General features: G+C 41.8%; 14 protein-coding genes. 5 read left to right on the top strand and 9 right to left on the bottom strand.

Going from position 1 to position 12,826, the window contains the following annotated elements; all coding sequences use genetic code 11:
• Window positions 1-9 precede the first annotated feature (9 nt).
• The 5 genes from QPX86_RS19300 to QPX86_RS19280 all read left to right on the top strand — a co-directional run bounded on the left by QPX86_RS19300 (window position 10) and on the right by QPX86_RS19280 (window position 7,146).
• Window positions 10-2,235: a carbohydrate-binding family V/XII gene (locus tag QPX86_RS19300; RefSeq protein ID WP_285163628.1), complete on the top strand. Its 2,226-nt coding sequence runs from the start codon at window positions 10-12 to the stop codon at window positions 2,233-2,235.
• Window positions 2,236-2,346: 111 nt separating this feature from the next.
• Complete coding sequence (locus QPX86_RS19295; RefSeq protein ID WP_220753303.1) at window positions 2,347-3,564, top strand: dicarboxylate/amino acid:cation symporter; 1,218 nt, start codon at window positions 2,347-2,349, stop codon at window positions 3,562-3,564.
• 327 nt (window positions 3,565-3,891) lie between these two features.
• The gene (locus QPX86_RS19290; protein ID WP_285163627.1) at window positions 3,892-5,487 is read left to right on the top strand and encodes a sensor domain-containing diguanylate cyclase; all 1,596 of its coding nucleotides are present in this window, start codon (window positions 3,892-3,894) and stop codon (window positions 5,485-5,487) included.
• A gap of 68 nt (window positions 5,488-5,555) precedes the next feature.
• Complete coding sequence (locus QPX86_RS19285) at window positions 5,556-6,113, top strand: pilus assembly FimT family protein (protein WP_285163626.1); 558 nt, start codon at window positions 5,556-5,558, stop codon at window positions 6,111-6,113.
• 136 nt (window positions 6,114-6,249) lie between these two features.
• The gene (locus QPX86_RS19280) at window positions 6,250-7,146 is read left to right on the top strand and encodes a hypothetical protein (RefSeq protein ID WP_285163624.1); all 897 of its coding nucleotides are present in this window, start codon (window positions 6,250-6,252) and stop codon (window positions 7,144-7,146) included.
• Between the two features lie 51 nt (window positions 7,147-7,197).
• Here the strand turns inward: QPX86_RS19280 and QPX86_RS19275 are convergent, their stop codons facing one another.
• The 9 genes from QPX86_RS19275 to fliS are packed head-to-tail and all read right to left on the bottom strand — an operon-like array spanning window position 7,198 to window position 12,819.
• On the bottom strand, window positions 7,198-7,479 hold the full coding sequence (locus QPX86_RS19275; protein WP_220753306.1) for a hypothetical protein: 282 nt from the start codon (window positions 7,477-7,479) through the stop codon (window positions 7,198-7,200).
• Between the two features lie 53 nt (window positions 7,480-7,532).
• A complete protein-coding gene (locus QPX86_RS19270; protein WP_220753307.1) occupies window positions 7,533-7,958 on the bottom strand; it encodes a hypothetical protein in 426 nt (141 codons plus the stop codon).
• A complete protein-coding gene (locus QPX86_RS19265) occupies window positions 7,958-8,959 on the bottom strand; it encodes a flagellar motor protein MotB (RefSeq protein WP_220753308.1) in 1,002 nt (333 codons plus the stop codon). Before QPX86_RS19265 ends, QPX86_RS19270 begins: the two co-directional genes overlap by 1 nt.
• Window positions 8,959-9,816 carry a flagellar motor stator protein MotA gene (motA, locus tag QPX86_RS19260; RefSeq protein WP_220753309.1) on the bottom strand — a complete coding sequence of 286 codons (858 nt, stop codon included), beginning with the start codon at window positions 9,814-9,816 and terminating at the stop codon, window positions 8,959-8,961. The genes QPX86_RS19265 and motA overlap by 1 nt, the downstream gene beginning before the upstream one ends.
• A gap of 15 nt (window positions 9,817-9,831) precedes the next feature.
• Entirely contained in the window at window positions 9,832-10,554 is a 723-nt protein-coding gene (locus tag QPX86_RS19255; protein ID WP_285163622.1) for an RNA polymerase sigma factor FliA, read from the bottom strand.
• 14 nt (window positions 10,555-10,568) lie between these two features.
• Window positions 10,569-11,027, bottom strand: coding sequence for a flagellar basal body-associated FliL family protein (locus QPX86_RS19250; RefSeq protein ID WP_285163621.1), 459 nt, complete (start codon window positions 11,025-11,027; stop codon window positions 10,569-10,571).
• Between the two features lie 14 nt (window positions 11,028-11,041).
• Window positions 11,042-12,154 (bottom strand): flagellar hook-length control protein FliK, encoded by a 1,113-nt coding sequence (locus QPX86_RS19245; protein ID WP_285163620.1) that lies wholly within the window; start codon window positions 12,152-12,154, stop codon window positions 11,042-11,044.
• Window positions 12,144-12,470, bottom strand: coding sequence for a hypothetical protein (locus QPX86_RS19240; protein ID WP_285163619.1), 327 nt, complete (start codon window positions 12,468-12,470; stop codon window positions 12,144-12,146). Before QPX86_RS19240 ends, QPX86_RS19245 begins: the two co-directional genes overlap by 11 nt.
• Window positions 12,439-12,819, bottom strand: coding sequence for a flagellar export chaperone FliS (gene fliS / locus QPX86_RS19235; RefSeq protein ID WP_285163618.1), 381 nt, complete (start codon window positions 12,817-12,819; stop codon window positions 12,439-12,441). Before fliS ends, QPX86_RS19240 begins: the two co-directional genes overlap by 32 nt.
• Window positions 12,820-12,826: the final 7 nt, after the last annotated feature.

The raw sequence follows: 12,826 nt of genomic DNA, 5'->3' as shown, positions 1-12,826 counted from the left end.
GGAATTGTTATGAAAGTAAAACTGCCGCGTTCATTATTCGGGTTAATCTATGGTGTTTTCTCACTTTGGTTGATGTCCTTCTCTGTATTTGCTCTCGAATGGCCTCAAGAAGTCGAAACTAAGCTAGGTACGTTAGTGGTATATCAGCCACAACCAGAGTCTCTTAATGGCAATGTATTGCAAAGTCGTGCTGCAATGTCGTTTGAAGTGAAAGACCAAGCAGACCCTGTATTTGGCGCTTTTTGGTTTAGTGCCAGAATCGATACTAATGACGATGTCACCACTGTGCGTAATATTCAAGTTACTGAAGTCCGCTGGCCTTCTTCAACAGAGGAAGATCAACAAACCTTTACCGATACAGTGTCTGAAGCATTGGCAGAGACGCGATTTGAAATCTCGATGGATCGCTTATCTGCTAGTTTAGAAACGGCTGACCAAGTTAAACGCAGTTTAGATAACATTAAAAACGATGCTCCTGATATTCTCTTTAGCACTAAGCTCAGCGTATTGTTGTCCTATGATGGTGAGCCACAATTTAGAGAAATTGAAAATAGTCCTTATGAGCGTATTCTTAATACGCCTTTTGCAGTTGCTCGTGATACTCAATCAAAGAAACTTTATTTAAGCAGTGGCACGTATTGGTACGTTGCGGACGATCCAATGGGGCCTTGGCAAGTGACTCTTTACCCTCCAGAAGATTTGGTCAGTATGGTGAATACAGATGAAGATGAACCTGCAAAAAGCACGGCTAATGCGCCGCACATTATTACCGCTGATAAACCAACTGAACTTGTTGCTACTGATGGTTCGCCTAATTGGCAGAGCTTGATTGACGGTAAATTACTTTATGTAGCCAACACAGAAACAGCATGGATTCGCGAAACGACATCAGGTGATATGTATGTATTGTTGTCTGGTCGTTGGTTTAAGTCTAAGAAACAAGCAGGCCCTTGGGCCTTTGTGAGAGGTGATAAGTTACCTGACAGCTTTAATGATATTCCACCTGAGTCAGATATTGGTGGCCTGAGAGTATCAGTTGCTGGCACTGATGAAGCAAATCAAGCAATGTTAGATGCGCAAATTCCGCAAACTGCAGCGATTAAACGCGATGAAGCTAAGCTTGAAGTGGAATATGATGGCGAACCTAAATTTGAAGCAGTAACGGGCACTTCAGTCTCCTATGCCGTTAATACTTCAACTCAAGTATTATTGATTAATAAGGTGTATTACGCAGTCGATAATGGTGTGTGGTTTACTTCTGCATCCGCAAAAGGTCCGTGGATTGTAGCTGATGACATTCCTAACGAAGAAATAGCGCAAATACCAGCTAGTTCACCTGTTTACAACACTACCTATGTGCAAGTTTATGATTCGACTCCTGAGGTCGTGTATGTCGGTTATACCCCAGGTTATATGTGGTCGTATCCATATTATGGTGTACCTATTTATGGGACAGGTTGGTATTACCCACCATATTGGGGACGGTATTATTACCCTCGTCCGCCGACTTGGGGTTTACATGTAGGTTATAACCCATGGACAGGTTGGAATGTCGGTGTAAGTTGGAGCAACGGCTTCTTCCGCGCAGGTGTCGTGTGGGGTGGTGGGTATGGATACCATAGACCTTATCGTTGTTGTGGTGGTTATTATGGTGGTGGCTATCGCCGACCTGTAGTGATTAACACAGGTGATATCAACATTGGTAACAGTATTAGTGTGGGCAACCGTACCAATATTTCTAATCGTATGAATTCGACTAATATTAATGGCAACAAAATTGGTAAGCAGAATAACTTGTATAATCGTCCTGCGACTCGCGATAGGTTAGCAAGCCCTGCGGTTGCGAACAAAAACTTCAAGAAGGCGACTCACAATAAGAATCGCACCAATGATGTTTTTGCCGATAAGCATGGTAATGTTGCTCGTGATAATCAAGGAAAGTGGGAAAACCGCAGTGACGGTAAATGGAATACTGCCCCATCGACTCGTGATGTGAGTAAACCGACTAATTTGAATAAGCCGAGCAATATCAGTAAACCGAGCAATATCAGCAAGCCAAGTACGATGCCTTCTTCGCGTCCTACGACGATGCCTTCAACGAGGCCTTCTAACATGAACAATTCAATCAATCGCAGTCGCCCAAGCGGTGGCTTTGATCATCAAAGCTTGAATCGTTCTCGTCAAGCCCGTCAATCAGGAATGGCGCGTGAAGGACGAAGTCGTGGACATCGTTAACGTGTGCTTTAATTAGTGCATGGTCAAATAAGCCTGCAAGTTGCAGGCTTTTTTATTATTCTGACTATTAAGTACAACATTTAGCTACACAATATTATATGGAACATATTTATGTGGAATGCCCTTAGCGCTTATCGTTCATCAATCATCTTATTATCAGCACTGATGCTCGGCGGATTATTGGGTTTTACGTTCCCAGAGTTGGCTATAAAGCTTAAGCCTATAGGGCAAATATTTTTAAATTTGTTATTCATGATTATTGTGCCGTTAGTTGCGGTTAGCGTGATGTCGTCAATTGCAAAGATGACCGACTTAAAGAAACTTGGCTCTATACTGGCAACGATCATGGGCGTATCAGTGGTCATGGCAATGGTGCCCGCGATTGGCATTGTGTTGTTAGCAATAGCGTATGATCCTGCTCAAGGCGTGACGTTGGAATTAAAAGATACTGTTGAGGTTGCTGGCAGCATGGATTTTGTTAGCTTACTGACGACTAACGACTTTGTTGGCTTACTATCAAAATCCAACATTTTGGCACTCATTATCATGTCGGTGATAAGTGGGATAGCGATTGGACAGTCAGGTGAAGATGGTCGAAAGGTTTCAGCGTTACTTGATAGTCTGAACACCGTCATCATGAAGATTGTTTCAATATTAATGTTTGTCGCTCCAATCGGTTTAGGGGCATATTTTGCTGCCACTATGGCGAGCCAAGATGCAGAGCTAATGGGAACATTTGCGAGAGCTGTTGGACTATTTTTAGTGGCAACCTTAGTTTATCTCACATTAGGTTCAACCGTTTATGCTTGGCTTGGTGGTGGAGTTTCGGGCGTTAAGCGGTTTTGGCAAAACATGCTTGAACCTGCTGTAACAGCATTAGGGACAAGCTCATCCCTGGCCACTCTACCAGTCAATTTAAGAAGCGCGGGTAAAATGGGACTAAACGAACAAATAGCCGAAATTAGTTTGCCTTTATTAGTTAATCTCAATAAAGGTGGCGCCGCGATGATTACTGCGCTTAAGATCGTATTTATTTATTCGCTATTAGGCATGGAGTTCACCAGTGATGTATTTATGCTGACCATATTGATCTCTGTTCTATCAGCATTTGTTATCGGCGGTGTGCCAGGTGGCGCTTTTCTTGGAGAGATATTTATTGTCACCACGTTAGGTTTACCATTAGAAGTGATCCCTATTCTTGTGGTTTTAGGTGCGATAACTGATGCTGCGTCAACCGTGATTAATGTGGTGCATGATCTGACTGCCACTCAAATTATTGAGCGGATTAATGGTAAATACTATCAAACAGCGGATATGCCAGAAGAGTAACTCACTGTTAGCTTATCGGAGCTGGCTATTTGCTAAAGTCATCATATCAACACCGTCGCCTTGGGCTACGGTGTTTTTTGTTTAAGTCGCTATTTACCGTCAACTTTCATACTTAAATAATTTCAATAATACCTTTTAGAGTAACTATTCTGTTTTAAAAGCTAATAGTTGAACAGTCTTTGAGCGTATGTAACAATGCGCCCCTTGTTTTGTAACAATTGTTTTCAATTTGAAACAAGTAACTTAGCAAGTGTTTGTTACTCGTTTAGATAATTAAAAACGTCACGATAAAACGTATTGATACGATAACCCGAGCATGGAATCTCAATGAAATTACCGTTTCGCCATTTGTTATTTTTGGTGATGATATTAACGTCACTTATCCCTATTACTGCAATTTCATTTTGGTCCGCGAATTCAGCTCTCGAAAACGAATACAATATGGTGCATGACAAGCATTTGTTGCTTGCCCAAAACATCACTAAAGCATTGAACCGTTATGCAATGGATGCTTTGGCAATTTTCACCTCTGTCACTAACATTAGCCTGCAACAAGCTAATCAGGAACAGGGTATTGCTGAGGAGATGTTTAGTTTATTAAGCACCATTGATGTGGTATCTATTGGAGTGTTTGATCAGCACGGTCAACGCGAAACCGTGGTATATGGCTCAGAACAATCCCAACCTCTCAGTTTGACCGATTCGGTTAATTTATTCGATTTATCTAATTTATCACAAGCTCATTTTACGCCTATTCATAAAGAAGGCGTTGTGCAGCCGACCTTGTATATGATCCGTCAAACTACCGATAACCGCATTTGGTTAGCCACAATGCACGCGACTTATATTAAGCAATTACAATCAGCCATTATGTTTGGTCAAAAAGGTCACGCTGCCATTGTGGATCAGCAGGGCAATGTGTTGGCTCATCCTAATGTTCAGTGGCAGGCCGAGGCTAAAAACATTAGCAAGGTGAGTATCGTGCAGCAAATGATGAATGGTGAAAGCGGAGTTAGTCAGTTTTATTCTCCAGCGGTAAAAGCTGACATGATTGCAGGTTTTGATGTTGTGCCTCTCACGGGGTGGGGGGTGATGATCCCACAACCCATAGTGGAGCTCGATCAACGTGCGTTTGTCGTGATTAAATTTACCCTATTGGTGGCATTAATTTCACTGCTTGTTTGTAGCATATTTAGTTGGTGGATTGTTGGACTGATTACTCGACCAATTGATATTTTAACAGCTAAAACTCGTGGCATTACCGATGAAGTTAGAGACATTCATCGTCACCCTCGGGGCATTCATACTGCTGAATTTGCCAAGCTATTTGATAGTTTTAGGCAAATGTCTTTAGAGATTAAAAACGGACGCGAAGAGTTAGAAGTTAGAGTGGCAGATCGCACTGCTGATTTAGCTGAAGCGCAAGCCAAAGCTTTACATCTAGCGAATCATGATACCGTTACAGGTTTAGCAAATAGAGTGGCAATTAGAGGTGAAATTGAATCGCTATTGCAGCAGAAAAAGCACTTTTCACTATTATTTATTGATTTAGACGGCTTTAAAAGTGTTAACGATAGACATGGTCATCGAGTCGGTGATGAGCTACTCAAATCATTAGCAGATAAAGCGAATAAGCATCTATTTATTCACGATATTCTTGCCAGATATGGCGGAGATGAATTTGTAGTATTACTGCCGAGTATGGATTCTACTACCGCAGCACAGTGTGCTGCTGAAAAGTTACTGCAGCTTTTCTCTGAGCCAGTGATTATTGAAGACAAAGTGATTGCGATTAGTGCTTGTATTGGTGTGGCATTATCGACCGGTTTAGATAAAGATACTGATAGTTTGATCCATCGTGCTGACACTGCGATGTACCTCGCTAAACATCAAGGCAAAAACAAAGTGATGGTGGCAAGTTAGTCAATGTAATAAGCAACGATGTACTAGAATCTATATTAGATGATATATCAGTATTATTAGGAGGTTATATGGGGAAAAACTTTGCTGTATATAAGGTTACTGATAACAATGAAATCTCAACTTCACTTTTTATGAAACCTCCCCAATATCACTCAGGTGGTTTTACCCTAATTGAGCTGGTTGTAGTGATTATTATTTTAGCGGTACTCGCTGTGATTGCTGCCCCAAAGTTTATTACCCTAAAAGAAGATGCCTATGCTAGCCAAATGCAAGGGGTGTCAGGGGCAATTAGTAGTGCCAAAGATTTAATCTATTCGGCTTGTGTGTTAAGTCAAGATTGCGATGAAACAGAAGGGCCTGGTACCGGAAATACGATCGAGGTAGAAGGGCAAAACATAACTCTAGCTTATGGTTACCCGAGACATACAAATGCTGGCATTGCTCGTGCTATTAATATCGTTGATGGTGACGATTTTGAAATTACCACATATAACATTGCGGGGCGCGCTGGATTACGGATTAGACCTGCGGCAGATTATTCAGTGAATGACTGCGAAATCCGTTACTCCGAACCACAGGCAGTAGCAGAAACTCCAGTAGTCGAAAGAGACTTAGCTGGTTGTTAATGCCCCCTCTTAAATTGATTGTTTTATTCACTTTCAGTCAGTAAGTTTATGTAACCAAGTTGGCTAATATTTTAGTTTAGATATGGAAGCTTCTTTAAATACTCAGGTGACCCCTGTGAAATGGAATTTTTAGTTAATGAATGGTTTAGTTTGTGCGTTAGTGTTTTTATTTACGCTGTACTTGAGCCCTCAAGTCATGGCAAATGTGTTCAACACGGTTGTGAGTATACAATGTAATCATTGTACTGCTGATTCAGATTATCAAACCGCCGCATTATCAGCCCTTAAAGATAGAGAACAAAAAGTTGTTAATGTGATTAATTTTAATCAATTCGATGTGCGTAAATTTGATGTGAAAAAGCTACAAATTGAAGTGTGCAGTGATTATGGTAAATCAGCGACAAAAGGCTATTGCAAGATGGATGATGGCTCTTCGGTTGAGCCTTTGAAAATCACTAATATTGCGCGCGAGAAAGTCATTTTGCTGTCTGAGCAGCTGTATCAGTTAGACTTTTTTCAACGCCAATATATACAGGCTGATCCACAAATCGCTATCACGGCTTGGGAGTTGGTTAAGCGCAGTTATGCCGCCAGCAAGGTGATGTTTAATTGGCAAGAGCAATACCAATATGAATATGCAGCATTGCTAGCTAGATGGCAACAAGGTGAATTCGCAAGTCTTCAAGCGAGTTTGCCGTTGAAAAACTTGTCACCACCTATTGTCGTTACTTTTGCTGATGGCTCGGAAATCTACGTTGAGGTTGATTTTATTGACTCGGAAAGTCAATTACATTTTAGGTTTATGGATCTTAAAGATGCTAACGGTAATTATCTTGATTTAGCACCAGAAAATTTATTTACTTTAGGCGATACGTTTCAGTTTGAATCGCAGAAAAATAATGATTTTATCAAGATGAAAGAGTTAGCTGAACTGAGTGGATTTATGGTTGAAACCCAAGAAACACTGACAGGGGTCAGCGCTTCTGTTGTGCCATGTTCGTCGAGTGAAAATATATGTCAGTTTGGTTATTAATCATATTTGATAAACAATATTATGCTTTCATTAGACGCTGGTTCACAGCGTTTAAAATATGAAATAAACCAGTAGTAGGAAAGATAATAATCCGCCGCAGATTACTGGATAAATAATGTAACCGTCAGTGGTTCTTTTGGCTCTTTTAGTACACAACTTACCCAATATTAAATTAAACCCGAGTAATAATGCTAAGGTTAATAACCCCTGTCTAAAGGTCATTCTGCTGATGGTTGTTGTGGTATAAATCAGTAAAAACCATTCAAGTAATATCAAATACAGAAATATTTTTTGCAGGCCATCAGGTCCTTTTCTTTTTTCTCTGGTCCGCATAATACCTCCCTATTTTTATGTCGGAAAAACACTATAAAATACCGCGATTTTTGCTAAGGTTTTAAGTTGTTGATCTCGACTAATAGCTTGTTAATTTTTTTTTGGTAATTCGAATTCCACTTACCACCAATAAAATTTAATTTTTGATTTATTGGGTACTGACGCATAATGGTGAAGGCAAAAAAGGATTGCTGAATTTCTACCCAAACTTCTTGCTTTAACTCAAGCGTCAATGGGGTGATTAACCCAACACCACCTAAGCTCATGTCTTTGATATTGGCTATGCCTATCTCTTCCATGAGAAACCAACCTTTTTTGTGTAGCTTTACACTGATGCCGTCACATGCTTGAGATAGCTCTTCTTTGGAGTCTCTGAGGCTTAACCTGACATGGTCACGGTTATCTTCAGTGATAGGCTCGGCGGACTCTTCTCGGCGAGCTCTCTCAATGAATTCTATTGGTTTATGTTCGTCAGTCATTAATTTGGATACCGCATTCTTGGCATATTATCTTCTGCAGCTTGAATGGCCTCGTCGACTTTGCCACTGATATTACGGTTAGCTTTTGTGTGTCTGCTTTGTAATCCAGTCATCATTCTGAGGTTTTCTTCCGCTTCTTGGGTTAATACCAATAACTCAATTCTGCGGTTTGCTGCCGCAGCGGGATCATCCAATACATAAGGTGATTGATCCGCCATTCCAGTCACCTGAACCACTTGCTTATAGTCAACGCCACCCGCTTCGAGTATGCGCCTTGCAAGTAAAGCTCGCTGGCTGGAAAGCTCCCAATTGGTAAACGTGCTACCTGCAAATGGCAGTGAATCTGTATGGCCTGAAATGCTTAATCCATTGTTGATTTGTCCGAGTAACTCACCAAGCGCTAAGAGTAAATCTTCAAAATAATGCTGGATTTCAGCACTTCCACGGGTAAACATAAACTGCTCGACATTATCGTGTACTAGGATTCGAATGCCTTGGGGCACGATTTGTAAGTCCACATTAGCGTTCATATTGACGCTAGAGATTATGTAATCTAGTTCACGGGCTAAAATCTCAAGTTGCGCTTGGGTTTCAAACTCGCCGGGTAATATCGAATTGAGCTCTACACCATCACCAGAAGGAGATGATTGCTCACCTAGTGCGTGACGCTTGCTAATCGCTGTTTCGCTTTTTCCTTGGCCGGGTGTGGGTACGATTGATGTTTCAATGCTCATACCGCCGCTCAAATCAATAATTGAAGATGAGTTACTCAAGTCGAATGGATTAATTGGCCCTGAAGAGTACATGTCACCCTTAAGATATTGAACAATCAAGGTTCGCTCACGTTGATCAGCCACTTGCATGATCCACAGCACCATAAACAAGGCCATCATCGCTAAGGTAAAGTCTGCAAATGCGACTTTCCAAGCTCCACCATGGGTAGCTGACTTCTTTTTACGCTTTTTCCGGCTGATAATGACCGGTTCTGGTTGAATCGCCATTAGCCACGTTGCTCCTCAATCCAGCGCTCCAGTTCAATGAATGAAGGGCGATTTTCAGATTGAATCTGCTTACGTCCAGCATCCAACGCCAGCATCGGTGGTTTACCTTTAGCAAACGCACACAGTGCTGCAGCGACACAACGTAGTTGCGCGGTATTGCGTTCAACTAAATGTTCGAGCGACTTTGAAAGCGGGTCAAAGAAACAGTAACAAGCAAAAATACCGATAAAAGTACCGACTAATGCTGCTGCGACCTTAACGCCAATCATGGTAATTGGTCCGTCGATATTAGACATGGTGATGATGATACCCATCACTGCAGCTAAAATACCAAAACCAGGCATGGCTTCAGCTATTTTGGATAATGCGTGAGAAGGGCGCATGCTATCGTCTTCGATTCGCTCAATCTCTTCAGCGAGCATGTGCTCTAAGTCATGAGGAGATAACTTGCCAATTGATTGTAAACGAAGATTGTCGATAAGAAATTGCAGCACATGAGGGTGCTCAAGTACTGCTGGATACATTAAAAACAGAGAACTCTCGTTTGGTTTATCGATGTGCTCATCAAGGACTTTAAGACCTTGAGATTGGATTTGGCTCATTAACATTCCCATTAAGCCAAACAATTGCGGGTAAAGTTCAGGGTCTTCCTTTTCACGTGTAAAAACGGTTTTAACTTGCTCAACCATTTCGTCGAGTACTGCCCGTGGCGAAGCGATGATTAATGCACCCAGACCCGCACCAAAAATAATCAGGATTTCTGCAGGCTGCCATAATGAGGTTAGGCTACCTCCAGCCCAAACATATCCACCAAATACTGAAAAAATAATGATCGATATCCCAATTAGCTTGCTCATATTTCCTGCCTGGTATTATCGCTCCCACTGTTGATATATTTGCTGAAGATTCGTAATAGTTTGCTTATGCAGTTGACATATTCGAGTTTCAGTTAATCCAAGAGTTGCAGCGATTTCTTTTAAATTAAGTTCATGTTGATAGTAAAGCGACAGGATCACTTGCTCTCTTTTGTTTAATTTCGAAATTGCTTTAAATAATGTGTCTTTATTGGTTATTTGCTCAATAAAGCAACTTTTATCTTTAAAGTTGACCCCATCAGTTAATAGTTCATCAAGGCTTTTCATTGACTCAGATTGAGTGGCAAAGAGACGGTCTCGATACTGTTCTTTATTTAAGCCTAAGCACTCAGCGACTTCGACATCCGTCGGCTCGCGGCCAAGCTCTCGGATCAGTTTTCTTACCGTGTCGTTAAGTTCATGGGCTTGTTGCCTGACAGGACGGGGACGCCAGTCTTGGCGGCGTAATTCATCCAAAATTGCACCGCGGATCCGTTGCCCTGCAAATGAAATAAAGCCATTGTCGTACTCACCAGGATAACGCCTAGCAGACTCTAGCAAGGCCATCATGCCAATTTGTTCCATGTCCTCGATGGCCAATGCAGCGCCGCAATGCGTCCTTAAGTTCGAAACTGACTTTTTAACTAAAGGTAAGTACTGTTTCATGACTTGGGCTTCAGATAACCGATGAACATTCTTTTCATCGAATGCCTCTTGGTACGCTAATTGACCGGTTTGCATATGACAGTCTCTCTTTATTGGACAACCATTCTGGTAAACAGAACGTCGTCTAATTCAATAGTAAAATTGTTTTCATTCAGTACCGTCGCCAGTAATACCTGAGCTTCTTTTTGCAATAGTTGTAGATGGTTATTGGCCTGAAGCTGTTCATAGTCTTTATCTGCAAACATCACCATTAACGCATTTTTGATTAATGGATCGGCTTCTCGAATGGTTCTTTCTGCGTTTTCAGAGCGACTTTTTAATGCCATCTCTAGCAATAGATAATGAGAAGTGTCTTTACCTGGGACAGAAAAAATAAATTTTTCTAACGGATAGAATTTGGCGACTTTAGGTGCAGGTTCAAAAGCACTAAATGGCGCACCGATGATTTCTGGCGACTTCCACCCTACATAAAACATACCTGCCGACCATGTAAGAAAAACCAGGGTTAACATACTTAATCTACCGACTTTTTTATTACCAATAGCCATTGTTATTTTCCTTTTTAGGCGAGTAAATCAACCTGATCTTGTTGTTTTAATTCAGTGGCTTGGTGTTGCTCACTTGCTTGAAATTCAATATTGCTGCTTTGGGCGCTGCTAACTTGTTGCCTTTGTGGCTGTTGCTCTGACTGAGATTGCCCCATATCGATATCGATTTGGCCTCCGTGATCCATGGCTAACTCCATACGTAAACGGTCTAGACCCATGAGTAACGCATCGCGAACCGCTGAGTTTGCTGCGTGCATTTGAATGTGCAGTCTGTCGCCATCTAAACGGATGTTAAGTTCAACTTTGCCAAGCTCTGGCGGATCGAGTCTGAGTTCTGCTGATTTGATTTGCTGATCGATCTGAAATCTAAGTTGATCTCGCAGTGGTGACATCATTTCATTGGTTTGTTGCAGCATTGGCGCTGATTGCGTCACAGAAACGGGGCCCCATTGAGTTACTGCTTGGCTTTTTGTATTCGCTTGTGTGAGTTGGTTAATGACTTGATTAATATTGTCTAACTCAGTGCTGGCAGCATCGGCGATCACAGGTTGAAAGCCGGCTTGCGCATTAAGTACTGACGGTATTTGGGTTTGCGCTGTTTGCATATCGACAGCAGGTAAACTGCTTGGCATAGCTGGAGCAGATAAGGCACCTTGAGGCTGTACCGTTGTTGATTGCGGGTTAAATCGACTGTGCAAAACTGCATTGTTTTGCTGGCTATTAACACTGCTTGCTTGTTGCGTTAAATTGGCAAGCATTGCCATTAGCTCTGAGCTTAAAGGCTTTGCATCAGCCGCAATCAGGTTAGATAGACGCAATTCACCCAAAGGCAACTGAGCCTGAGTTATTGAAGACTGCGATATACCTGTTTCAGGCTTCGATAACAGGTTTGAATACTCAGAGAGTGCATTAAACAGCTGAGGATGTTGCTTTAGTTCAGCTAAGATATGCTCTGGCATTGCAGCAGTCTGAGATGATGCCGTTTTGGTTAAATTTGTTGGCGTGGTTTGGGACTCAGGCATCACAAACCCTATAACACCCTGTTCCCCATTTTCAGCCTCTAATGATCGAAATGGTTGTTGGGAAGAAGTACCAACACTTGTGAGGCTTAACGTATTAGTTATCATATAGTTCACCACAAAGACTGGTCAGCTTGTAAGCTGAAATACCATCTTTAGTTGCCTGAAATTGTTTCATTTCAGAACTAAGAGACTCTTTCTCTGCTATCGCTTGTGCAATAACGGTTTGATGCACCTTTGCTAAAGATTGCCTTGCCAATAATTGCGATCGAGTTTTGGGTTTACCCTGAACGGTGAGCGCTATCATCATTAACTCATTCACCTTTTCTACTTTCTGCCAATCTTTTAAATTGGCGTATTTCACAAGGGCAATTTCAAATTGTTGCCATTGATTAGTTGAGGTTGGCCCAGCCGGCTCTGACATCTGTAATGACCTTAATCACGGGGGTAAGCTCAGTGACACTATTTTCAACACTAGCGGTCACCAGTTGACGACTACAGTAGTCGTATAAACGATTGAGTGAGGTGGCAACTTCGCCACCATTTTCAAGATCGAGCATGGAATCTAAGCCATGAACAATGTTGAGGCATTTGTTGACGCTTTTACCCTTATCTTCAAAGTTTTTTCGCTCCATGTGGCCGCTGGTACGCTCTATTTCTTCCAACAAACCATCCAGCAACATACGCACCATTTCATGGGGATTAGCCGAGGCGACTCTGGCATCTAATGTGGTTTGCTTATAAGCATTAAAAGGGTCGTATTCGTTCAACATTGTTCAT

It is taken from the genome of Shewanella goraebulensis (assembly GCF_030252245.1).
GTDB classification, from domain to species: domain Bacteria; phylum Pseudomonadota; class Gammaproteobacteria; order Enterobacterales; family Shewanellaceae; genus Shewanella; species Shewanella goraebulensis.
Note: the sequence above shows the minus strand (reverse complement) of the source record. Positions and strands in the feature narration are given on the sequence as shown.